The 24,967-nt window shown below is 46.0% G+C and carries 20 protein-coding genes, 1 pseudogene and 1 riboswitch; of the genes and pseudogenes, 3 read left to right on the top strand and 18 right to left on the bottom strand.

Features of this window, described 5'->3' with window-relative positions; genetic code table 11:
- Positions 1–232: 232 nt before the first annotated feature.
- The gene (locus tag ACWGOO_RS15780; protein WP_452484894.1) at positions 233–1,642 is read right to left on the bottom strand and encodes an MATE family efflux transporter; all 1,410 of its coding nucleotides are present in this window, start codon (positions 1,640–1,642) and stop codon (positions 233–235) included.
- A 302-nt stretch (positions 1,643–1,944) separates the two neighbouring features.
- Here ACWGOO_RS15780 and ACWGOO_RS15775 point away from each other — a divergent pair, with 302 nt between their 5' ends.
- Both ACWGOO_RS15775 and ACWGOO_RS15770 read left to right on the top strand, forming a co-directional pair.
- The gene (locus ACWGOO_RS15775) at positions 1,945–2,952 is read left to right on the top strand and encodes an acrylyl-CoA reductase family protein (protein WP_452484892.1); all 1,008 of its coding nucleotides are present in this window, start codon (positions 1,945–1,947) and stop codon (positions 2,950–2,952) included.
- Positions 2,953–3,245: 293 nt separating this feature from the next.
- Positions 3,246–4,157, top strand: coding sequence for a cellulase family glycosylhydrolase (locus ACWGOO_RS15770; RefSeq protein ID WP_452484890.1), 912 nt, complete (start codon positions 3,246–3,248; stop codon positions 4,155–4,157).
- Between the two features lie 124 nt (positions 4,158–4,281).
- On the opposite strand, the gene ACWGOO_RS15765 is transcribed toward ACWGOO_RS15770, so the two are convergent.
- The 14 genes and pseudogenes from ACWGOO_RS15765 to ACWGOO_RS15700 all read right to left on the bottom strand — a co-directional run bounded on the left by ACWGOO_RS15765 (position 4,282) and on the right by ACWGOO_RS15700 (position 20,120).
- Complete coding sequence (locus ACWGOO_RS15765) at positions 4,282–5,664, bottom strand: lanthionine synthetase C family protein (RefSeq protein ID WP_452484888.1); 1,383 nt, start codon at positions 5,662–5,664, stop codon at positions 4,282–4,284.
- Positions 5,661–7,262: an ABC transporter ATP-binding protein gene (locus ACWGOO_RS15760; protein ID WP_452484886.1), complete on the bottom strand. Its 1,602-nt coding sequence runs from the start codon at positions 7,260–7,262 to the stop codon at positions 5,661–5,663. Before ACWGOO_RS15760 ends, ACWGOO_RS15765 begins: the two co-directional genes overlap by 4 nt.
- A gap of 278 nt (positions 7,263–7,540) precedes the next feature.
- A complete protein-coding gene (locus ACWGOO_RS15755) occupies positions 7,541–10,729 on the bottom strand; it encodes a lantibiotic dehydratase (RefSeq protein ID WP_452484885.1) in 3,189 nt (1,062 codons plus the stop codon).
- Between the two features lie 27 nt (positions 10,730–10,756).
- On the bottom strand, positions 10,757–11,524 hold the full coding sequence (locus ACWGOO_RS15750; protein ID WP_452484883.1) for an ABC transporter permease: 768 nt from the start codon (positions 11,522–11,524) through the stop codon (positions 10,757–10,759).
- Between the two features lie 12 nt (positions 11,525–11,536).
- Positions 11,537–12,337 (bottom strand): ABC transporter permease, encoded by an 801-nt coding sequence (locus ACWGOO_RS15745; protein ID WP_452484881.1) that lies wholly within the window; start codon positions 12,335–12,337, stop codon positions 11,537–11,539.
- Complete coding sequence (locus tag ACWGOO_RS15740) at positions 12,334–13,062, bottom strand: ABC transporter ATP-binding protein (RefSeq protein WP_452484880.1); 729 nt, start codon at positions 13,060–13,062, stop codon at positions 12,334–12,336. The genes ACWGOO_RS15745 and ACWGOO_RS15740 overlap by 4 nt, the downstream gene beginning before the upstream one ends.
- Positions 13,063–13,228: 166 nt before the next feature.
- Positions 13,229–13,408 carry an FDLD family class I lanthipeptide gene (locus ACWGOO_RS15735; protein WP_452484878.1) on the bottom strand — a complete coding sequence of 60 codons (180 nt, stop codon included), beginning with the start codon at positions 13,406–13,408 and terminating at the stop codon, positions 13,229–13,231.
- A 403-nt stretch (positions 13,409–13,811) separates the two neighbouring features.
- Positions 13,812–14,506 (bottom strand): annotated as a pseudogene (locus ACWGOO_RS15730) (ISL3 family transposase).
- Positions 14,457–14,909: a helix-turn-helix domain-containing protein gene (locus ACWGOO_RS15725; RefSeq protein ID WP_452484931.1), complete on the bottom strand. Its 453-nt coding sequence runs from the start codon at positions 14,907–14,909 to the stop codon at positions 14,457–14,459. Before ACWGOO_RS15725 ends, ACWGOO_RS15730 begins: the two are co-directional and overlap by 50 nt.
- Before the next feature lie 402 nt (positions 14,910–15,311).
- The gene (gene abc-f, locus ACWGOO_RS15720) at positions 15,312–17,414 is read right to left on the bottom strand and encodes a ribosomal protection-like ABC-F family protein (RefSeq protein WP_452484876.1); all 2,103 of its coding nucleotides are present in this window, start codon (positions 17,412–17,414) and stop codon (positions 15,312–15,314) included.
- A 106-nt stretch (positions 17,415–17,520) separates the two neighbouring features.
- Positions 17,521–17,664 (bottom strand): RAxF-45 family protein, encoded by a 144-nt coding sequence (locus tag ACWGOO_RS15715; protein WP_162833912.1) that lies wholly within the window; start codon positions 17,662–17,664, stop codon positions 17,521–17,523.
- A 52-nt stretch (positions 17,665–17,716) separates the two neighbouring features.
- On the bottom strand, positions 17,717–18,895 hold the full coding sequence (locus tag ACWGOO_RS15710; protein WP_452484873.1) for an MFS transporter: 1,179 nt from the start codon (positions 18,893–18,895) through the stop codon (positions 17,717–17,719).
- A 68-nt stretch (positions 18,896–18,963) separates the two neighbouring features.
- Positions 18,964–19,063, bottom strand: a riboswitch (purine riboswitch).
- A gap of 159 nt (positions 19,064–19,222) precedes the next feature.
- Positions 19,223–19,435 carry a cold-shock protein gene (locus tag ACWGOO_RS15705; RefSeq protein ID WP_354450286.1) on the bottom strand — a complete coding sequence of 71 codons (213 nt, stop codon included), beginning with the start codon at positions 19,433–19,435 and terminating at the stop codon, positions 19,223–19,225.
- A 169-nt stretch (positions 19,436–19,604) separates the two neighbouring features.
- On the bottom strand, positions 19,605–20,120 hold the full coding sequence (locus ACWGOO_RS15700; protein ID WP_452484870.1) for a DUF2179 domain-containing protein: 516 nt from the start codon (positions 20,118–20,120) through the stop codon (positions 19,605–19,607).
- 411 nt (positions 20,121–20,531) lie between these two features.
- On the opposite strand from ACWGOO_RS15700, the gene ACWGOO_RS15695 reads away from it, so the two are divergent.
- On the top strand, positions 20,532–21,578 hold the full coding sequence (locus ACWGOO_RS15695; protein WP_452484868.1) for a stalk domain-containing protein: 1,047 nt from the start codon (positions 20,532–20,534) through the stop codon (positions 21,576–21,578).
- Positions 21,579–21,848: 270 nt separating this feature from the next.
- Here the strand turns inward: ACWGOO_RS15695 and ACWGOO_RS15690 are convergent, their stop codons facing one another.
- From ACWGOO_RS15690 to ACWGOO_RS15680, 3 genes are all read right to left on the bottom strand, one after another.
- On the bottom strand, positions 21,849–23,030 hold the full coding sequence (locus tag ACWGOO_RS15690) for an NAD(P)/FAD-dependent oxidoreductase (RefSeq protein ID WP_452484866.1): 1,182 nt from the start codon (positions 23,028–23,030) through the stop codon (positions 21,849–21,851).
- 27 nt (positions 23,031–23,057) lie between these two features.
- Positions 23,058–23,492, bottom strand: coding sequence for a DUF1641 domain-containing protein (locus ACWGOO_RS15685; RefSeq protein ID WP_452484864.1), 435 nt, complete (start codon positions 23,490–23,492; stop codon positions 23,058–23,060).
- 506 nt (positions 23,493–23,998) lie between these two features.
- Positions 23,999–24,802: an HNH endonuclease gene (locus tag ACWGOO_RS15680; RefSeq protein ID WP_452484862.1), complete on the bottom strand. Its 804-nt coding sequence runs from the start codon at positions 24,800–24,802 to the stop codon at positions 23,999–24,001.
- Between the last annotated feature and the right edge of the window lie 165 nt (positions 24,803–24,967).

Genomic DNA, 24,967 nt, shown 5'->3' with positions numbered 1-24,967 from the left:
ATAGTGGCATTTATGTCATATGCATAGGACAGATAAGCGTAGCACTCCAAATCTTCAATTCAGCATACAACTACATCTACAACCAAACAAAAGCTGCCTGAAACCTACGCCGTTTTTCATGTACATTTTCTAGGTCACCTTATATAACTACTATTTACTCTCAGGGCAGCAAAAAAGGCAGCTCAAGATGTACTCTTGAACTGCCTCAACGTAATCATAAACAACTCTCGAATCAGTGTGCCGGAATCGGGGTTGCAGGCTGATCTGGTGTATCGTGCTCCACCAGCGCATGCTTTTCCCACAAACGGCTTTTCCAGCGGGCATACATAATGACGGCACGAGTCCATTCATCAGCAGCAATCGCCAGCCACACACCTGCCAGCCCCATATCCAGCTTGAACACGAGCAGGTAACCGAGTGGCAAGCTCATGCAGACCATGGAGATCAGTCCTATAAAGACCGGGAACTTGGCATCTCCAGCAGCACGCAACGAGTTAATAATAACGATATTCGTCGTCCGACCAGTTTCCAACAGGATGCTAAGTAAAATGACCTGTGCTCCCAAGCGAATAATCTCAGGGTTTTCGGTGAACAGGCTGAGCAAAGGCACGCGGAAAAAGATAATAATCACATCAATAACCACAGTCACCAGAAGCGCCCATTTTACACTACTCATTACACGTTTGTAGGCTGTATCCTTCTGTCTGGCTCCGACCAGCCTTCCGACCACGATCGCCGTACCCATACCAACCGCCATACTGAACAAGTAGATATAACTCGAAATGTTATTGGCATATTGACGGGTTGCCATCGCTTCTGCGCCCAGATAGGTCACGTACAGTGTGAAAATGAGCTGACATGACTGATACATGATGGACTCCAGCGCGGATGGTACACCAATGCGCAAAATTTTAGCGATAAACTTTTTGGACAACTGAACGTAATATTTCCACTCGACGCGGACCACGGTTACGCGGTACATCAGCCAAAAGAAAATCAGGAGACACACCAAACGGCTTCCTACCGTAGAAATAGCCGCACCCTCTACCCCAAGCGCAGGCATTCCCCAATGTCCAAAAATCAAAACATAGTTGCCGATGACGTGAATCACGTTCATCATCACAGACACATACATCGTTTCCTTGGTAAAACCATGTGTACGAATCGTCGCCGCCAGCGCGTTAATCAATGCCTGAAGGAAAATGGCGCCCCCGACGATGCTCATATACGATTCCGCATAAACCAGAAGATCTCCCTGGACGTTAAGCCATTGCAGCATATGAGTACCAAACACGAGGAAAATTACGCTAAGCAAAACACCTACGATCAAATTCAAAGTAATGGCCGTGCCCGTAACCTGGGCCGCCTCGACAAGCTTTTTAGAACCGATATATTGAGCTACGACGATAGCAGCGCCGTTGCCGATAACCTCCAGTATAAGGATGGCAATTGAAATAATTTGGTTGGACGCGCCTACACCCGACACGGCATTATCAGATACAGAACTGATCATGAACGTATCGACGCTTCCCATCAGCATAAACAGGAACAATTCGAGGAAAATGGGCCATGTCAAATGGAACAAATTCAGTTCCTTGGCTTCGGACAATACCGACCCTTTTTTTAGTGCTCTGGTTGTCATCCATTCACCTTTCTTCATAGAGTTATTTAACGAACAAAGGGTATGTTAGCACAGTCTTTCTGAAAATACATCCCGTTTGTGTAAAACGATTTGCAAAACGCGCAAGATTTCATTTATCACTTTCTTTATAATTGATTATCGAACTTTATTGAAACGCAGAAGGGTATAATAGAATATGTGCCTGTGAGCATTGCCGCTGACAGGCTACACGAATGGTTGTATACTGCTTACGCATGATTTGTGAAGTATACTAAAATGTTCGCCGTCACAGGCTTATATTGCAATAAAGGAGGCTTTTACAGATGACTCAATCATTTCAGGCCCTTGTCGTCGACCTGACACAGGACGGTGAGGTTCAAGCAGAAGTACGCTCTTTGGAAGCTGGCAGTTTACCTGCTGGAGAAGTATTGATTCGTGTCGCTTATTCCAGCATCAATTATAAAGACGGGCTTGCCGCCCGCAAGGATGGCAATATTGTCAAAGCCTATCCGTTCGTGCCGGGCATAGATTGCTCAGGAACCGTCGTCTCTTCGGAGGATAGCCGTTTCAGTGAAGGACAGGCTGTTCTGGTTACCGGATACGGGTTTGGCGTGTCTCAATTCGGGGGATTCAGCGAATATGCGCGCGTGCCTGCCGACTGGGTGGTTCCTCTTCCGGACGGACTCACGCCAAGAGAGGCCATGATTTACGGAACAGCCGGCTTTACCGCGGCCCTGTCGTTACATCGGCTGGAGCAAAACGGCGTTACACCGGATCAGGGTAAGGTGCTCGTCACCGGAGCAACGGGGGGCGTAGGCGGAGCAGCGATTGCCCTGCTGGGCAAGAGGGGCTACCACGTCGTAGCCAGTAGCGGCAAAGCCGATGCGCACGACTACCTCAAGGCGCTCGGAGCGGCTGAGGTTATTTCCCGCGATGAGGTCTACGACGGCGCGGAGAGCATCCGCTCGCTGGGCAAGCAGCTCTGGCAAGCGGCCATTGATCCCGTAGGCGGGAAGCCGCTCGCTTCGCTGCTCAGCCAAATCGCCTACAACGGCTCCGTTGCCGTAAGCGGCCTGACGGCAGGCACCAAGCTGCCTACCACGGTGCTGCCGTTTATTTTGCGCGGCGTAAACCTGCTGGGCATAGACTCCGTCTTCTGCCCTTATGACACCCGCGTAGCGATTTGGAAGCGGCTTGGCAGCAACTGGAAGCCGGAACGGCTGGAGCAGCTCGTCGAGCGCGAAATCAGACTGGCTGACCTGCCAAACGCGCTGGAGGACATCCTGGCGGCCCGCTCGCAGGGCAGAACGCTCGTGCGGCTGGCTGACTAGCAGTGACGATTCACAAATACAATATCAGTTTTATAACCACCACAAAAGCTTACCAAGATTCCTAACTTTAATTTTTTGTGTTAATTGAGTATAAAAAAGTAACCTTCATATTCACTTCCAGTGATTTGAAGGTTACTTTTTTATACTTGGAGAGTTCTACTAATCATTAATAGTTCTCAGAATTATTTTGATGATTTAACAATTGCTTGCCATTCCAACATCACAATAGGTGTAATATGTATTCATTTTCAACATAAGGATTAACTTGACTATAGAGGAGGAGGCGATAGTTTGTGAGAGATTGGCGGTTATATGGCAAAAAGGTGCTGGTATTCGCTGTAGTGTTTCTGCTTTTTTCCGGCATTGGTCTGTTGAATGGGGGTACATCATTTGCGGCCTCAGGGTTTTATGTAAGCGGAACCAGTCTGAAGGATGCTAACGGAAATACCTTTGTCATGCGTGGAGTGAATAACCCTCATATTTGGTTTGACACGCAAGCCTATCAGGCATTGGATACCATTGCAGCGACGAAGTCCAATACTGTTCGCATTGTGTGGCAAACGAATGGATCAGCACAAAGGCTGGAGGAAATCATCAACCGCGCTAAACAGCTCAAGCTCATTTCTGTCGTTGAACTGCACGATGTTACGGGCAGCAATGATGCCAACCGTTTGAACGATATGGCTCGTTATTTCGCTAATCCAGCGGTAAAAAAGGTACTGGCCGATAACCAGAAATACGTACTCGTGAATATCGCGAATGAGTGGGGGGACCACAACCTCACCGATGTCGCATGGCGGGACGCTTACAAAACGGCTATCACCACACTGCGCAACGCAGGCTTGCCGAATACGATTGTGATCGACGGCTCCGGTTCGGGACAATATGCTTCCCCGATTAAAGCCCATGGTGTTGAGCTATTACAGCATGATCCAAACCATAATTTGCTGTTCTCCGTCCATATATACACCAACTACAATGATTCCAGTAAGATCGGCTCCGAGCTGCAAGCCATTAAGGACAAGGGGCTGGCTGTAATCGTGGGCGAGTTTGGCTACAACTACAACAACGGCAACAACAGCGAGAACGCATGGCTTGACCTTGTGAACAGCAGCGACTGGAAAACGCCGACGGCATGGGGCAATATCGTATTGAACGATGCCAACGGCATCAAGAACACTTCGAAAAAAGCTTTGGTGTACTGAGGTCTGACTGAGGCTCACGAGGTATTGGTATTCAATATAAAAGATCCAGTCGAGCCACAAATGACCGATTGGATCTTTTTTCACTTACTCTATTTTCCAGATCATGCAAAAAAACGTGGTACATCTAGCGAATTAGAAAAGCGGCATCCCATTCCGGACTTTCATCGCCGATCAAAGAAGCCAACATCAGAGCAACACCAGCACTTCCATTCAGAAAACCAGCCTCATCCACTTCTGCAAGCCTTCCATCCAGTAGGCTATGATCATAGAAGCCAAACAACGAATTAGTATCGAACATATCTAATACATCTTCCAGTAGCCTGTCCCGCACCTTACCTAACCGCTCATGTCCAGTATCTGAGTACATACGTTGAACAAGGTGTAATAATCCACCAATACCATGACACAATGTAGCAGAAGATAATCCACCTTTGCGGTAAAGCCGTTTTTCCATATCCAAATATGCACGTAGTCCCGTTTCAATCCATTCTTCATTGTGAACAGCTTGTCCTGCCAGCCAGATCGAACGCGCAATGCCTGGTACACCGTAGCACCAGGAATCACGATAACGCTGTGTGCTGTCAGGCAATAAACGGTCATCCACCCATTCTTCAAAAGAAACCCGACCGGGCCAGATCATGCCTTCCTTTTCCTCAACACGCCAATGGTTTATAAATTGTGCCAATTTATAAATATCACTTTTTAATAGGCCAGCATCGGCTCCGTGAAGGGCAGACAAGCTCAGAAAGGCTAGCGGACCGGCAATACCATGTGAAATCCCCAAATTAAAATTCCCTTGAGGATATTGTAACTTTTCGCTCTCCTGAAACTGATATTCTAAGGAAATGTGCCAGACAGGTACTGTGTAACCACTCATATTTTTCTCACCACACATGATCTGGAACAACTCCATGGTCTGCTCCCATACCATGCGCATACCCGGACGGTCCAGGAACAGCATAGCGATACGTCCAATTCCAGCAAAGCCTGATATCGTGTCATATTGACTCATTTGCAGCCGCCCGTTTATCCATTCTTCTCGATATAGAGTCAGTCTTTGTGAAACAACCTCTTCATACCAGGAGGCGAGGGTATCCAGCATGCCTTGATAACGTGTTCCTCTTCTGGATAAGGAGTGAATAGCCAGCAAAATCCCTGCTAATCCACTATACAAGGATGCATTATGGATACCCTGCTGTTCCACAATGATGCGAACCCGCTCCAGATATTGATGACCTACCATATCCCATCCATCATCAGGGTACAATCGATCCAACTCACTCATGAATAAACATATGCCTGGGAATCCACTGGCTAGACTTTCGTCCGACCAACGATCTATTTTCATTTCGTCAGCTTCTATTGGAAGCACCTTTTGCATCCATAAACGTACCTGATCCGGGTCCCTGTAACGCTTGGCAATCTCCTGCAAGACTGCGGATATCTTATCCTTCATGTCCCCCCTAACGGGTATCCAGTTGTCACAAGTATATGAAGTTGTCGTCATCCTGACACTCCCCCTCCAGCTTCAATCAAGGCTCCCTCTTCGCTGAATGAACTGGCCTGAATGCTATACATCTCTGCATACAGTCCATCCAGCAGCATCAATTCTCTATGAGTTCCCTGCTCCACAATAGCGCCATTGTCCATAACTACAATTTTCTGCGCCAGACGTGCCGAGGAAATCCGATGTGTAATAAAAATACCGATGCTATCCTTCATCAACTCAAGAAACAGGACGAGCAAATCCCTTTCCGCGACCGGGTCCAAAAAGGAACTCGGCTCATCCAAAATATAAACATCCGCCTTCCGCAAAAAAGACCGTGCAATTGCCATTCGCTGCCATTGGCCGCCTGAGAGCTGGTAGCCATCCTCAAACCATTTCCCAAGCTGCGTGTCCAATCCTTGCGGAAGCTTGGTTATAATCTGGTCTATAGCTGCGCACCGAGCTGCATGAATAAGCTCCTCATCCTGCTCCATACGCTCTAACGATCCAAAACCGATATTATGACGTGCTGACATTTCATAATGCATAAAATCCTGGAATACTACGCCGATTTTGTCCTGAACCTTCTGCAAGTCGTAATCCTGAACGGGACGACCATTTATTTTAACCGTACCTTCATAATCGGAGTATAGCTGCATCAGCACCTTCACGAGCGTTGATTTCCCTGAGCCGTTCTTTCCTACTATGGCTATGGTCTGACCTTTATTCATGGTCAAATGAATATTCCGAATGGAAGGAGCTGTTTGGCCAGAGTAGGTAAAAGAAACGCCTTCTACGGATACTTCCTCTATACAAAACTTCTTGCTGTATTCTGGGTTAAGCGGCAGCGCCTGTTCCTTTTGACGGTGGATCGGATCCGATGTGGGCAACTGTAAAAATAAAAATAACTGCTCCATATACAAATTATTTTGCGAAAATTGGACAATCCCCTGAATCAAGGCCTGCATCTGGCTTTGGGTCAGCATAATCGCTTGAATATAGCCGTATAAGCTACCTATTAATATTTTTTTCTCGAAGGTCTCCCTGATAGCCAGCCACACTACTCCAAACAACACAGCAAGCTCCAACAGGCTGTACATAAAAGTAATTGTGACCCGCTTGCCTAATATTCGTCGGTCTTCCACAAAAAATTTTTGCAATAATTCCCCATATTTTTTAAGCAAATATGAACTTATATTAAAAATTTTGACTTCCTTGACCGCACGGTCATTGGTTAGCAGAAAGGTCATATACCAAGACTGCCGATATAACGGGGTCCGATTCATATAAATTTCAAATTGTTCTTTATTTAACTTAAAAATAGAATATACGGACACCAGAGAGATCATAAATAAAATGACGACCACCCACCATTTCCACAAAAAAAGTAAAGTTGCGGAGGAAAGCATAGTGACTAGACTCGATAAAATGCCCGCCATTTGGGTATACAACTGGTATGGTCGATAAGAGGCTTCCTGGGTTGCACGCTTTAGCTGATCATTAATTTCTGAATTTTCATAATCTGCTAATCCCAAAGAGCTGGATTTCTCCCCGATCATCATATTTAAGGACTTGGACAGCACTGCTTCAAGCGTACCTTCAACATAGGTTTGGCTCATTGTAACTACATTTTTCAGTACATAAATTGCTATGAACAACCCAAACTGTAACATTATTAAGGAAATGCCTTGGGTGCCGGAATAAACAATACTATTAAGCAAATTTTGCATAACCATCAGTGTCAAAACAGGCATCAGACCTTGGACAATGTGCAAAAAAACGCTGGAAACCATATAAAGCTTATTCATACTAAATACCAACGCAAACAGCTTTAAACCCTGGTTTACAGTCTCTAATATAGAATAAATTTTAAAATTTGTATTACTTTTCACACGACTCATTGGTGACTCCCCCGATATTTCACCAGGCTAGCTAAAGCATGTCTGGCCATAATCATCACCTTACGTTCCCGGTCCCTATCTATGCCCAACAACCGATTTATATGCATATGAATTACGCTATACACAATATCTTCTTTAGTATTAGTGGTCTCTCCCTTCTCCTCCCGCTCATTGAGCAGTTGGTTATATTGCACCACTGCTTCTTTTCTCAGTTTGAAGATGCTCTCTATGGAGTCCCGAGAGGATTGGATTGAATTCGGAATTTCCTGGTCTGATGTCATCCATTGTAAAAAGAACTTCCTTTCCTTGCGAAAATCTTTCAGATACTCCTTAACGTCAAAGTGTCGATTTAGTAACAAATAAGCGTCCTCCAAGCAATATCCAAACTGATGCAGAAGGTTAATAACACTTAATGTTGCTATAATCTCCTGCGGCAATGAAGTTTGATTGAATCTGATAACCCGTATAAGCCTTGCTGTCACCTCACTATCAGAAGAAAATACTCGTTCTGCCCATGCCATAAGCTCTATTCCGCCGTAACGTTCCAATTCAGGCTCGTACGTATCGATGACAACTCTAGATACCAATCCTTCACCTACTAGCATTTCTGTCCATTCATGGAAAGTAGAGAGAAACATTTCCGCCTTGCAATCCTTCGATAATTCAAACCTGACACGAAGATGCTTATCAGGATCAGCATATCGGATAAAATACCCCTGAAGGATGGCTCCACTTTGTTGATATTTCTGTACAAATTCATCCCAGTATTTACCTATAAACTCATCCTGTCGGGTGTTCATCCCGTATAGTTTTCCATAAAACCAAGAACCCCCAGGCAGATGGACACGGGTTACTTCTACAAAGCCTTGACTTAATTTCTTACGATCTACATTTAGGGTAGCAGCGATTTCTTCCCCAAAACGGTGAGTATCAACAGCCTGATTCCGTACGAGCGGGAACACAAATTCAGCCGATAAATGACCATCGCTACGGGAAACTGGCGTCTCTTCGACTTTGCCTATGTGCTCAATTAATGTGACTTTACCTTTAGACTGAATATCTCTGCAAATTTGTTCAATGTGCAGCGGATGATCCATATCTAGCAAGATACGGTTATCCGTTTCAGTCATGTATACATAACGCGGTACATTCCATTTCCTTTGGAATTGGCGTACAGACTCTTCAATTAGCCCTATATCCTTGGACTGACTAGCTATCTGATCGTTTGCTATTCTCCATGTAGCTGGATGGAGAATCATATGCTCATATCTTATACGTGGCGTAAATGGGGACTTTACCGCCACCCCCCAATCCATAGGTGACCATTGTCGGTAACCACTCTGGCTAACCTCAAGAAGAAACCGATATATATTGGGGGTGACTTCCGGGTTGAGCATATGTCCCGCTTTGACAACAACCTCGCGGTTGCGGCTCAAAGACCTCAAATAAAACCGATCATCCTTCATTCCCACAACGAGGTCAGAAACATGAATTTGCCGTTCCTCCGGCAGTGCATGATTGGTTCCTATCGCTATTTCATAAGGCCGGCTATGTTTCGTTAATACCACATTGGCCATTCTTCCCGCGCTAGGCAGGTAGGATATTTCGGCCAATAACTTTTCAGGTTGCAACTGCTGCTCTTCCGACTGGATTATAGAAAACATGTCTGCAAAGGGCTCACCAAGTAGGTCCATAAATCTACCAAAGGTTTTTCCCGCTCCATCGGATCCCTGATTGGGTCCTAAAATAAGAGTATACTCCCCACGATCTACAGCTGTTTGATTAGCAGCTGCAAACTGTACAATCAATTCCATAGACGGTGATGCGATCCATCCCTCTTGGTCTTGTCCCTTTACAATTTCGTCGATCATAGCATCTGTAAGTACAACTTCATTTTTACCTTCACGAATGCATTCCACAAACCATTGAAACAGAAGCCTTTCGTAGTGTGCTCTCGACTTGGTTGGTAATATATTCTGTAATTGTCCACGACGACTCGGAGGATGATTGTAGCCTGTCGGGGCTCCTAGTCCCATGTCTTCATCTAATAGCTCCTGTAGTGGAACTTCTCGATATGGACCATACTTGTCAAGAAATTCTACACTGAATTCGTCCAACGCCCTATTCCTGTAGTGGGAAATCCTTGTTAGCAGTTCAGCCACACGCTCTACATCCCTGCGAATAGACTGAGGCAGTGTAATTCTCCGATCTTCAAGAGAAAGATCAATTTGGAGACTTGATTTCACATCGAACATGCTGTTCATGCTCTGTCTTAATTGCTCCAGCAAGTTCTCACCCCAGCCTATAGGGAGCTGATTATATTCATGAATAACATCTGAAATCTGAGTCAGCTTTTCTTTGATTTCATCTATCCCCGTTACTGATTTCAGAACAGACAGAATATGATTTAGCGGTTCAGTGGTAGTTGTAGGGGGGATAATCTCGGAAATCAAAAACTCTTGCTCAAATAGCTCCCATACATAACGCTCAATTGTTTCAGGATCAGCACCTTTGAATTTCTGCTGGAGACAATGAACCAGATCAGAGTAGGATATAGGACTTGAACTTACATCCATCACAAAATCAAATACTTGAGTTGCACGTACAGATACGCTCTGATCTTCGCCTTTAGTCATACTGCCATGCCTTGTCGTGTAAGGGATTTTAGCCCTGCTACCTTGCCGATAAATCAATGTATTGGACTGAACTTTAAGTTGTCGTACGACCTCATGACGGCTCTCAATGAACTCCACCATTTTTAATAACCATTCCATGTCGGGTCTCGCACGCTTTCGAAAGGTTTCGGGACCTTGCAAACAGAGCTGCGATTGCTCCACGAATTGTCCATAGGTTACTCCTGAAAACAATCCAAATGGCGTAGGACGTGTGATCATTCTTATAACATAACGCACAAACGCTTTGATAACCTGCCTTTGCTTGCGTGGGTTACCCGAGTTATACATATGTACTAAAGAGTCAAGCAAGGTGGGACTTGATACTGCCAAAGCTTCACGAATAACCGGATTGCGTGACAACTCGGACAGGTAGTTTATCGCAGCAGTCATAATTTCTTCATTATCTCCGACATCAGTTGGGAAGCATTTTAAAAACTCTTCCATAGGCAATGCAGGGGTACGTACCATAAAAAAGTCTAATGTTTTATACTTATTCTCCACAATTTTCATAAGAAGCCTCCGTTCTGAACAGAACTTCTAGACAATTTTTTTTTGCCAGCGAGTAAAGCTGATGACAATGCATACCACAATCATTCCTCCTACACACATCCAAAATTTAAATGAATTATCAACTCTAAGAGCAAGTACTATTTGTTGAAATGGGTCCATTAACATAATGAGTGGCCTAAACAATTCGAAGAGAAATGCAGATGAAAATAGAATAACTATATAGGCAAACAATGGTCGGGATACAAACAAACATACGACGCTACTCAACATGAGCTTCGCCAGGCAAACCATAGTTAGCACGAGATAAAATGCAAGTACGTAAGGTATGGCATCTGATGAGGTAGAGGTTACGGATGAACCATATTTTAAAAAAGTAGAGCTATGCGGGAATAACAACCATCCCGCAATCACACCTATAAGCAAACTTGTCCCTATAAAAATGATTGTCGTGATCGATAGTGCTAGCAATTTGGCAAGCCAAAACTGAAAACGGCGGTACGGTCGTAACACATATAACCTGTACGCCCCGGAATGAAGGTCACCGCCCAACTGATCGACATATAAAATAGGCAACATCGCCGTAGTTAGAAATAGAGCAACCTCACTCATCGTCAGCCACGGCAGGTTTAAATTATTGACAACCATCGTTCCTTCACCAAAACGGAGGACCTTTGTGCCAGTCACTTTATAACTCCATATAATTGCAATCACGATTAATATATAGGCTATATACAACGAATAAGTGGACTTTCGATTCCAAATCCGTTCCATTTCGCTTTTCCAGATTCCCAGCATCAAGAAATCCCCCTAACTTAAATAATCATCGGCCACAAAGCGGCGGTATGCCCCCCACGTAAACAAGATGAGATATAAACTAACAACGGTGACAATGGCCCCATTCACAGACAAACTTCCCATTAAGGAATTATCCAGCCCCGTATACTGCATATATGGAATAATCATAAATGTGACTACATTGTATAAATACGGTATATGAGAAACAAAGGATGCCAATTTTAGATACAACGGATCAAACAACAGAGAACCCAAATTGTATACCATACAAATACCGATTGCATACGTTACACTCTTACTGTACATAGCCACAAAGCAATACAAAGAACTTATAGCTAATAGTGAGGCAAACGCCCAGCCATAGAATTCAAGAATTTGCAGTAGTCGGAATCCGGATAGGCTTGCGTCATTTAAATCATATGAATACTTCCATATTTCAACGATCACCTGCGATGAAACTGCAAATACAAGGAGAAGAAGCAAGATAGAAGTGTTCAAAACCAGCAACTTACTCCAAAAAATCTGACCACGGGTAAATCGACGCATAAATAATAGACGTAGCTGCCCACTTCGAAATTCCTCAGTAAACACAGCAGCAGCTAAAGCAGCCACAGGAATGTTGCAAATTAAAGACAAATTCTCACGTAGACCTGTAACGATAAAACTTTGGGATAATATCTCTACTGGATCGTTCAAAGTGCGTAAAAAATATGTCCCTGTCGAATAAGCTAGCACGGGTGTACATAAAATCATAAGCCAGAACCACTTTCGCTTCCACAATCGTTCGAACTCGCTGTATATCAATAACTTCATAGTCCCATTAATCCCATAAAAGCATCCTCCAATCGTTGGCCATCCTTGACCAGCTGATCAGCAGGTCCCTGCCAAACTAGCCTACCTTCTTTAATTACAATGAGTTCGTCACACATCTGCTGCAATTCATCCAACAGATGACTGGAGATAAAAAAGGCATAATTCGCTGATTCACGCAGATGAAGCACAATATCTCTCAGTTCCCTCATCCCCATGGGATCAAGACCATTGGACGGTTCATCCAGCAGTAGAAGCTCAGGAGCACCCAGCATAGACTGAGCAATGCCTAGCCTTTGCTTCATTCCGAGAGAATAGTTTTTTACCTTGTCATCCCCTCGCGATTCTAACCTCACCTTCGTAAGCAACTCTTCAATATGTATCTCTCGATCTGCGGGGGTAATCTCAGGGTGCAACCGTGACAAATTACGTAAAACCTGCCTGCCTGTCATATAATCAAAAAAAACCGGAGACTCAATAATAGCGCCCACCTTGGACAACGCCTTTTCCCGATCTGTATGTACATTATATGAAGCAATTTTGACAGAACCACTGGTGGGCTGCATCAATCCGGTCATGATCCGCATCATCGTGGTTTTGCCCGCTCCATTAGGCCCAATGAATCCATATATTTTTCCTTTCTGAAGCTTAAAGGAAATATCATCCAACAACTTTCTTTTTCCCATTTTTTTGGTTACCTCACTGACCTCCAGTAAGAAGTCCGACATACCATTCCCTCCATCCACAAGCCATCTTAAAAAAATTTGAAACTATCATTTATACTTTAATAGTCCGCTTTTTTAAGCAGGAAGAGGAACTATTAAGGCGTCCCTCTCCCTTACTTTGATTGTTGAATTTTATATACCCCAGAAATATTTAAAAATAACAAAAATATTAACAAATGGATCCTATGTTAGTGTAACAATTTTTTCCACAAGTTTCAACACACTTAGTATGATTAGTCTTATCATTACCACATCCGCCAGAGCATCTAGCCATACTCAGAAACTGAGGTTCTACAGACCCTTGAGATTTGTTTACTTGAACGTCCAAATCAAATAAATTTTCAGCCATTGCATTTCCCCCCCTTTCATTTAGATATCCACCAGCCTTCAACGAGATTATATTTTATCCCGCTGAAGCTTTCCTTCTCAATAGTAGAATAGAAGGATTTATATGAACAACACCCCGACCAGATCGTCACCTACTCGAAATATTGTCATATATCACTTAGATAATCTGCATGTAAGAATCTTGTTGACAATAAAAACTTTGCGTAACAATGTTTTATATTTTCCTTACAAGCAAAAGAATATCACATGTTGCAAAATGTAAAGCTATTACCTTATATACATAAAGATAAATAGGCTCTTCGCTCTATTGGATGGGTAACGCCGTATAGAAATAGGTTCATAGTCAAGCTTATTTCAGTAGATTCTTAAAGAAATGGTATAAAGGGAACGGGGTAAAAATGGGTTTAGGGCCTGTGTGCTGCAAGTGCTGGAAGCCGATGTTTATTCGCGGTCATGTAGACCATAGCTATTAGATTATGGACGTTTCTGTACCCACGTGCTTTTCGTTTGGCTGCTTGTACTAATCCATTTATGCCTTCAAGCAGACCATTGGTCATCCGGCTGTGAAACCAGCGCAGAATGCCTTCTTCATGTTGTTTCACGGTCTTCGCCAGATCCATCATCGCTCCCAACTGTGAGCGCCTAGCCCAGCCTAACCACTCCCGTAAATAGACGTCAGCAAAGACGTGCGGGGTCGTCCATAGTTCCTGCATGGCTAATTTTAAGCGGTAGGCTCTGCCTGTTTTTGGGTTTTTGTCCTTCAGGCTTTCCAAGGTATCTCGCTGCTCTGCCTTCAAGTTCGTTTTGTTCTTTAACCATAGATATTGGGTTCGCTTGAGCCCAGGTTCTTCTTTCTGCTCGGCTTTACGCACCTCATCCACGGCTTCATTCACCATCTTCATGACGTGGAACTTATCAAAGGTCATTTCGGCTGTGGGGAACTGCTCTTCAATACCTCGAATAAAGGCGGGAGACATACGCAGCAGATTTCCTGTATTTGTGCCGATTCTACGCCTTTTTGTAGTAAATACTGGTTGAAACGCGCTAAGTTATCTTTGCCTTTTCCTTCGGTTGCAAAAAGTACCGTTTTGGTGTCCACATCCACAAACAAGGTAATGTAGCGGTGACCCCGACGCGAGGACGTTTCGTCGATGGCGATCCGCCGAACTAAGCTGATCCAGTTCGGTCATGGCTCGAAAGACGTAGTGATGAAAAATCCGCCACATGCGTGTGTCATGTTCTCGTAATTCACGCGCTGCTGCGTTGACGGGCATTTCAGCCATTAAACGCATGGCCCAGGCCTCAAAATCCAAGGTGAAATGCGACAACGGCCGGGACCACTTCACGGGAATCAACGTGATTTTATTACATTGTTTGCAGTCTGTTCGGGGAACCCGGGCATGTAAACAGGTTCTCCATTTCCAAATATCGAGATGGCGCCACTGTTTTTTCGCTGCATCGTAGGCCTTGCAAGGTGCTCCACAATGCGGACAAGCAAACAGAGCTCCTCGTTCAAAATCAATAAATAAGTGCCAAGCTTCTTCTTACGGGTCATACTCAATATCAGCTAATTTCCAGGGTTCTTCAAGGTCTAACATGAACTTGAACACATCATTCATTAGATTATCCTTTTTGCTTAATGGGGTCCACATGTTCCAGCCCGTCCTCTTCCTATTATTACTAGACAGTATGGACACTCTCTCTATTAAACAGACATCTAACATTCACTTTAGCGAAGAAGCGAAAAATAATAATATTTATTCATTTTATTTCAATATGTGGTTATTCTATTTCCACTATCGTTCTCTTTAACCATACAAAAAATAGCCCTTCAGTAATGTTCTACCTCAGGGCTACCCTCTTTATAAAATAAACCGTTGTCTTTTTAGTAACTGGCCTGTCACCTACGCCAATTCAATCCACTCGCCGAGCAGCACGTCCAGCTCCGCTTGCAGTCGTTCACGCGCGTCCCACAGCTCCGCCATGCGCATCGTGTCGCTGCTTGTGCCGAGCTGCTCCAGCTCGGCATCCGCCGCCGCCAATTCCGCTTCCTTGGCGGCAATCGCCCGCTCCAGCCGCTCGCTAGATGCGGCGGGCGTGCGGGACGGCTTCGCGGCCTTGGCTCCGCGTGCCCCCGTTCCAGCGGACGGCCCGCCCCCTATGGCGGGCGAGTCCAAACGGCCTGCCGCACCCGGACGCGTGCGGCTCGCATCGGCACCGGCGGGCGCTCCTGTCCGCGCAGCCGAAGCCGTTCCGTTGCTGGCTGCACTGGCAGATGCAGCCCCGCTCAAACCAGAACCGCCACCGGCTGCGGCTCTGGTTCCGGATGCCGTGCGTGCCCCGGCATCTCCTGCGCTCAGGAAGCGGGCGTGTTCCAGCTCCCGCTTCTTCGCCCGGTATTCATCGAAACCGCCCAGATAAGAGGCCAGCTTTCCGCCCTCCAGTTCCCAGACGCGCCCAGCCAGCTTGTTCACAAAATAACGGTCGTGCGAAATCGCCAGCACGGTTCCCGTATACGCATCCAGCGCTTCCTCCAGCGCCTCGCGTGAGTCAATGTCCAAATGGTTGGTCGGCTCATCCAGTACCAGCAAATTCGGCTTTTTCATGACTAATAGTGCCAGCCGCAAGCGGGACCACTCACCACCGGACAGCATGCTCACAGGCTTAAACACATCTGCTCCGTAGAACAAATACTTTGCCAGCAACCCGCGTGCCTCACCTTCCTCGACACCCGCTTCTTCCTTGAAGTACACAAGCACAGTCGCACGGCTGTCCCGCTCTCTTTCCTGCTGCGCTAGATATCCATACTCCACGCGTGCGCCCCATTGCACCATGCCTGCATCCGCACTCTCCTGACCGAGCAGCAGCTTGAGCAGCGTCGTTTTACCTGAGCCGTTAGCGCCCAGCAGTGCCACCTTTTCGCCGAATTCCAGACTGCCTGTAGCACCGTTTAATATCTGGCGCTCCCCGTAGGCTTTAACGATTTCTTCAAAATGCAGCACCCGGCGGCCTGAACGGTCCTCCAGCTTCAAATTAAACTCGGCACCCTGAGGGTCCAGCACAGGCCGCTTCACCAGCTCCATGCGCTCCAGTGCCTTACGAATCGAGTTCGCTTTTTTAAAAAACTTTTCGTTATCTCCATTGCGTCCCCACTCTTCAAGACGCCGAATGGCCTCTTTCATCTTCTTGATCCGCTTTTGCTGTTCCTTATAATCCTCGAATTGCAGCAGCAGCCGTTCTTCCTTTTCCTTGACGTAGCCACTGTAGTTTGCATAATACGTAAACGCCTCGCCATCCTCCAGCTCAATCATCTTGGCGGCAACCCGATCCAGAAAATAACGATCATGGGATACAACAACACACGCGCCCGTATAGCCTTGCAAAAATTTCTCCAGCCATTCCAGACCTTTTAAATCCAGATGGTTGGTCGGCTCATCCAGCAGCAGCAGATCCGGTCGTCCGATCAGTTGGGACGCGAGGGCAATTTTCGTTTTCTCCCCGCCGGACAGCGAACCGAAGCTACGCGTATACATGGCCTTGGGGATACGTAGACCATCCGCTACCTGATCGATATTCGCATCCATTTCATAACCGCCACTGCGCTCAAACCGTTCCTGCAAGACAGCATACGATTGCAGCAACTTTCCCAAACGATCCGCATCCGCAGCGACTACCGGATCGGACATTTCACGCTCTAGCTCGCTCATCTGATTGCGGCAATCCTTCAGCTCTCGGTAGGCGTAAGCCAGCGTTTCGTACACACTCAAGTGTTCAAACTCCGCCGGAATTTGCGGCAAATAGCCGATTTTCGTATCCTTGGCGATGACGAGTTGCCCTTCATCCGGTCGGGATAAACGCGCAATGAGGCGTAACAGGGTGGTTTTGCTGCTTCCGTTGCGGCCGATGAGCCCCACCTTTTCCCCCGTATGAATATCAAATGATGCACCGTCCAGAATCAGATGGGCACCGTGGTATTTTTTCAATTGTTGACCGTTCACAATATACATGTTTAGGCTCTCCTTTGTTTAGGAAGACCCTTACCCGCGCAACACAAAAAGAGCCGCAGGAGCTAGTAGCCCGCGACTCTTCGGATGATACAGCAATCCGTTCGAGTTAAGGTAGGCGTCTTCTCGCGATGTTTACAACCGTATGATTAAAATTGGACAGACTTCTCCCGTTGAATGGAAAAGCATGAACAATGCCAGCCATAGCAATCGGCAGCTGGCTAATACGGTTGTTCAGCATCTCGTGATTCACCTACCTCACCTCCTTCTTGATAATTGGGTGTAGTATAGCATATTTTCTCTCCTTATAAAAGAGGGCGATGCCCACTAACTGTTTGCGTCATTCCGCTTCTCGTAATCGAAAATACGCCGCATACAAAAGCGACAATAACAAAGGCACCGCCCACCCAGGCGTTCGTGGCAACCGATTCACTGTTCTCAATCACCGCACCGCCCAGGGCTGAGCCGAGGGCAATCCCGATCTGGAGAGCGGAGAAATTGAAGCTTTGCTGAATACTGCCCGATTCGGGGGCATTTTTGATGAGATAGCTCTGCATCGGCGGGGACAAGGCCCAGCTCAATATACCCCAGATGATCAGCAGCGGCGCAAATACATACATCGAGTGGACCGAGAATGGCAGCAAGAACATCACAGCGATAAATACGCCCACAATGATCAAAATACTTTTCGCTGTGCCAAAACGATCCGCCAAAGAACCGCCAATAAAACCGCCCCCAACAGCCGAAAGTCCAAATACAAAATAGGCGACACTAATCCACGAAGCGTTCAAGCCCATCATATTCTCCAGAAATGGAGTAAAATACGCATACAATGTGTAATGACCCGCCAACGTCAGCGTAGTCACCAGATGGGCACTAATCACCTTCACATTTTTCAAGGACTTTAGTTGCTCGCGCATCGGCACGACATGTTCCGTCGGAATCCGTTCCATAAACAAGTTCATGACGATCATAGCAACTACCGTCAACACGGCGATAATGAGGAACAACACCCGCCAACCAAACGCATTTCCAATCAGCACCCCGGCTGGAATACCAAGCACGATGGACGAGCTAACCCCCATGGAGATCACACCGAGAACCCGGGCCTGATAAGCCTTGGATACCACTTTGACGGCAATCGTCAGCGATAACGTCACAATTAACGATCCACTTGCGGCGGTAACGATACGGGATATAAATAAGACCGCATAATTCGGACTCCAGAAGGCCAACAGGCTTCCCAGAATAAAAATAAACATCGACCATAGGTACAGCCGTTTTCGTTCAATTCTGGCGGTCAACGCCAATAATGTCGGCCCGGCGATAGCATAGACAAGCGCATAGATCATAATAAGCTGTCCCGCCGTGCTGACGGAGACATTCAAATCCTGCGCAATCTGGGGCAGAACGCCACCAATAATTAACTCCACCAGCCCCACCGTAAAGGTCGCAATCGTTAAGATAACTACTTTAAAGTTCATTACATAAGCTCCTTTGCTGTCATGTAAATCCCTCGATATACGCAAAAAAATCCTGACCACAAGAAATGTACAAGACGCACATTTTTTGTAATCAGGATTTATCGGTTCCTGGTAGAGACCCTCAAACCATATTATTGAGGTTATACAAATGGGACATTCATTGATCACGCATCACGAAGGCTATAGACATTACTATAAAGGAGCTTTTACCGAAGTTCAACCCCCTAAAGCTGTAAAAATCCACTCATAGCACGATCCGACAGATACGGTAAGTACTCATGGCCGTATTCGTGATAAAGGAGCATTTCCTAACGTACTCGCCTTTACTCAGGAGCGTTGGGCCACAAAAGAATTGCCCGTTCGATTGAGAATTGGGAGCATCCGTGTTTCCTGGCCCATGGAGGCTTGGCAGAGCGGACAAACCGGTTCACTCAAAAAGGTGAAATCCGTTCGCATCCAGCCGTTGCAACCCTCGCTGGTACACGACCAAATCGCCGTATCTTCCTCTGGGATAATCTCTGGAGCCTGGCGTCTGTACATCTACATTCCCCCCTCGGTTTTATGGGGTAATCCCCTACATTAGAAGGAAGCCCCGCCTTTATCTGCATTGAACCATTTCACTGTTCCTGCTGGCATATTGTTAAATGCCTCCTGTGCGGGTATTAATATGCTCCATCCTCTGAAAAATATGCGTATTTTCCCAAAATGTTTATTTGCGGATCGCCTTGGTCCAGAAGCCGCCATGAAACTGCTTCGGCTCCACTGTAATGACAAAGGCCTTGGGATCAATATCCAGAATGGATTGGTACAGCTTGTTCTGATTTTTCCGCTTAGCCAAAATTTCCATCACCAGCCGATCTCCATCCCGACCACTACCCAGCCAGGCTGTAACACCGTACCCTTTGTCCCGTAGCGCATTGGCAATGCCTCCGTTGATCTCATTGCTGATCACCTTGACGGTTACGTAGCCGAGCGCTATTTTTTCCTCAATCCATGCTCCAATGAGAATACCCAGCGCATAGCCGATAGCATAAACCGCGAGACTTGCCACCTGATCCAAATACTTAAGTACCATGTTGAGGCCCAACACATAGATCGTAACTTCTACAGTACTTATGAGCGCAGCAACGTACTTCTGACCTTTCAGCGTCAAAATCATACGCAGTGTATACGCAGACACGTAAATAATTTGAATAACAAAAATAAATAGCAAAATTTTAAGCATACGCCCACTCCTCATTTCACGTTCTGATTTGGCCTGTATCCATCATTATACCCTTGTATCACATACAGCTTTCCGTTTCGTATCACCCTCGCTCGGGTAATGGCTAACTACGGCAGGCAAACTGAAGGACGGTAAATAATTTCGATATTTGGATATGAGCTTTGACGCACTATTTCCCCATCAAGCCTCGCTGTCTTGTGCAGCGAACTTGTTTGTTTGACTTGTTTTGTTTGACGGCTTTTCAAAAAAAAACATTACGAAAACAGGGCAACTTTTACGGTTGCTGTTGCGTCTAACCAATATAAGCACATCTGCTAATATCCCTCCAAACGTGTTGGATTTTGTAGGCATTAATGTTACTCTAGTCTAAGAACTAGGCTATTATACTTAAATAAAGGGGTAGACCAACGAATGAAATCATTGAAATCTATGAAAAAGCCTGTCATCATCACTGCCGTATCCGCCTTGGCTATATCCGGGGCTCTTTTCAGCCAATCCACGTATGCCGCGCAAGTGACCAGGCCAATCCAAGCAGTATATAACAATATCAAAGTCATCTACAACGGAACTGAAGTTCCATATGACGCCAAAACAGAACCATTCTTACTGGATGGTGTGGTGTACCTCCCCCTGAAGCTGGCAGGTACAGCCTTGGATAAAAAAGTAGATTGGGACGGTACCAATAAACGCGTAGTCATTGCTGACAAAAGCATTCCCATTGATCAATCTACAGTTACAGCATTGAACAACCAGATTACATCGTTGACTCAAGAGCTGAACACGGCGAAAGCAGCGAACACAACTAAAGACGCAACCATCGCTCAATTGCAAAAAGACAATCAGACGCTAAAAGACGACGCAAGCAAAAACAGCTCTAACTCCTTGAAAGATCTGCAAAAGCAGTTGAACAAGGATTACAGCAGTTCCTACAACACCAACTCGGATATCACGCTCGATGGTAACAAGAGCGATATTACCGTTACTATCGAAATGACAAAATCCAGATGGACTGACCTATCCGATAGCAGAAAGAAAAGCTACCTGAAGGACATCGTTGATGATATTTTGAAGGAGTACAAGAATGCTGATGTTAGAGGCACAATGAAGAACTCCAGTAATAGGGATAAACTGGCGACCTTTACAATCAACAGCAGAGGCGATGTTAATTTGAGGGATGTAGCTTCTTCCTTTGATGCAAGCGAGATCCAACGTTCTTTGTTCAACAGATACGGCAGCTATGAAAGTGTTGGCTTTGATTTCGAAGTAAGAGGCAACAGCAGTAGCGCTGACGTGGATGTGTTAGTAAATTCGGATGACTGGACTAAACTCTCGGAGTGGCAAAGAAAGAGACTGACAAATGGCGTTATTGATCTGCTCAAAGACAAAGAGATTGACAAAGTCAATGGAACTATACGCAATCGCAGCAACCGCACCTCAATTTATACCTTTTATAATTAAAGAAACTAAGCGACAAAGGCTCAGAGCCCTTGTCGCTTTTTGTTATTGACTCACTTCGTCCCTCTCTTCTTTTCATAACTGCAATTTTCGAAAATCTGAACAATTATTGAATCAACCTTTCTACGGAAGTAATATATTTTATAAAATTTCCATTTGCACCGTTTGATATGTTTTACACATATTAGTGTACAGAAGAAGGTTCAATTACATACAAAAAGAGAGCGCAGAACAGCGCTCCCCTCAAATAAAGCATATAAAATATAAGGAATATTAATAGGCCAATGCAAAAAGTCCTTTGATGTGGGACAGGTAACGGATGTTGCTGCCTTCCTTCATCAAAGTAGCTACAGCGCCTTTCAGTTGGGTGCCATTCGCGCCTACAGTGCCGATCGCGTCTGTTCTGCCCAAGCTGCCCAATGTACCTGAAAATACTGGGTTGAAGTTTTCCATTTTCGCTCCGTTAAAGTAAGCAAAGATGTTATAACCAACGGTTTCGCCCATTTGCCAAGCCAACTGTGCAGTTGGAGGATATGGACGCTCGCCTTCACCAGGGAACACCACTGCGCTGTCACCAGCGAGGAAGATGTCTTCGTGGGAAGTCGATTGCAGTGCACCATTCACGGTTGCGCGGCCACGGTTTACTTCGATACCGGATGCGCCAACCAGTGCGTTGCCTTGTACACCGCCTGTCCAGATCAGGGTGTTCGTTTGGATCGAACGTCCGTCTTTGAGCAGAACTTCGTCGGCTTTCATTTCTGTAATCGGAACACCGGCTACGATTTGAACGCCACGTTTTTCAAGACTTGTTACTGCACGATCAACCAGTGGTTGAGGGAAGCCTGCCAAAATAGAGGGTCCAGCTTCTACACAATACAAGTTGATATCTTCGTAGCTAATACCTTTTTCACGACAAACCGCAGGCAGTTTATCAGCATATTCGCCCACCAACTCGACACCAGTCAGACCGCCACCACCGATAACGATTGTAGCGTCCGCTTGGTTACCGGATTGCTTGTAAGCATCCAGACGAGCTTCCACATGTGCGCGAATGTGATTTGCTTCTGCCACTGATTTCAGTGTGAAGCTATGTTCTTGCAGTCCCGGAATACCAAAGTAAGCCGTTTCGCTGCCCAGGGAAATAACGAGAGCGTCATAGCTCAACGTAGCACCACTGGCCAAGGTTACTTTTTTATCGTCCGGTTTGATTTCCGAAACAGTATCTACTTTCAGGATAATCTCTTTGTTACGCAGCAGTTTTTCCAAAGGAAGCGCAACAGCTTTTTCGGCAATTGTACCTGCCGCCAAACGGTGCAGCTCCGTAATAATTTGATGCGACGCAAAGCGGTTTACCACTGTAATGGTTGCCTGGCTAGCGTCCATATGCTGGCGTGCTGTAAGAGCGGCCAGCAATCCGCCGTATCCGCCGCCCAAGATCAAAATTTGCTTTGACATGTTCATCCTCCGTTCTTGATCAGGTAACTATGTGCTTTCGCGTTGGCGCTCTTTCAAAATATCCAGGAAAGCCTGGCTGTAACACAGCGTTTTTTGTACATTTGGATCTTTAAGCATTTTGAGCAGGCCAAATAGACCCACACTGCCGTTCTCTGTAGCTTGTACGCGGTCACTTGCTTCAATCGCAGCAGAAGCCAAGCCTTTGGCCGACTCTGTAACAGGCTTCACAAACTCTCCCAAGGAGCTTTTCATATCTCCGATAAAGACAGGGTCAGTTGCCAGACTGCGGGCTACATCATAAGCATCGGTCATCAAAGTTACCATCTCAGTCAACTTGGGTAGATTCTCAATCAGTACGGTCAGCGATTGCTGAACCTCCGGTTTCATTAATTGGTCCAATACATCCCGAGACTCTTTGGTAGCTTCTTGGGTTACAGCAACCTCTTGTTGGTTTTCAGACATGCGTGAACGTCCTCCTTTACTGTGAAAATAGAAATCCATTCCTTTCTCGTAACCTGTATCCATAAACTCTAGCAATAAAACGTTCAAAGAATTAACGCCCTCAGACATACAAGAAGCACAGCTAAAACCGGCCTATACCCAATGGGGCAAGACTGATTCATCGCAAACGTCAATTATATATTGTTCAGACGGTATTCTGTTGTTACTGCTGCGGAATATTCCACGGAGCGCTTCTCTGTGACAACAACAGGCCGAAACGGAATCCTACACCTCTATATTACACCTTTCACAACCAATCGTCGAAGAAATTTTAAATTCACACTAATTTCCATAAATTTTTACTGTTATTTTAGATAAAAATTAGAATAAGTTTAGATTCTGTCCGATTTTCCGCAAAAAAAAGGGTCCTGTCATAGCCATGGAGGCCCATCCTGATACATTCGTCATTGATGTGCAGGACTCCCACGACGCGGGCGCTTGCGGTCTGATTCACGGGCGTCCTGCGTTCATAAGAAGTCCTCTGGAGCTTCGCGATCATCAGGAGTTGGCAACAGCACACCGGATTCGATGAATTCATCGACATCGCGGGCCGCCTTGGATTGATTGCATTCGTTGCAAGCACATACACAATTGACGGGCGTCGTGTGTCCCCCTTTGGCACGGGGCAGCAAATGATCAATGGTATCGCCATAACCCCCGCAGAAAAAGCAGGTATAGCGATCGCGCTTGAGCACATATTGACGGAATTCTTTATTGCTGTAAAGTCTACGGATGGTATACGGATTAACAACCACTGCCATGCGCTCTCTGACCAGGGTAACTGCCAGATCAAATTCAATCTCCTGATACCAACGTCTCCCCTGATCGGTTTTGCCCCTTAACCGAATCATGCTGTTACAGTTGAGCCGCAGGGTCTTGGTATTCGCAGGCTTCAGCCTGCTGAGCAAATGCCGAACTCGCTGCCGATGACGCTCACGGGCTTTATCCGTGACTGGCTTCCTGCGGGGTGGGTGAGGCTGCACGCCAAACTGTGCGGACGCCTCTATGCTTTCGTTTGCCTCATCCCCAGCGCCATGCGATGCCAGGAAAGCCGTGAGGGGCTGCGTTCCCTCGCCGGAAGGAGCGGTAGCCGCGCGTTCTTGCGCCGCTAACCCCCGGCAGGAACGGCAAGGACCACGCCGGGAATAAGGACCCGCCCGGCGACCGGTTCTGCGCTGAAATTCCGTTAAAGGCTTCAGCTTCTGGCAATACGTACATTTTTTCATCAGCGGTTCGCCCGCTTCATTCCTGATTGGCTGCAATCCCGTCATGTCCGCTCCTCCTTTCCCTGTTCTCACGTTTACTGAATACCTGAAACCCGAACTTTTGTTAAGTTAAATTCATTCTACCGTTTTCACGTTCCCTTTTCTAGCTATCGAATATATACACCCTCAAGGTATAACTAATTTTGTCATTTGGCATACGTTATACAACGA

It is taken from the genome of Paenibacillus sp. NPDC055715 (genome assembly GCF_053617595.1).
This window is presented reverse-complemented; position numbering and strand designations above follow the sequence as displayed.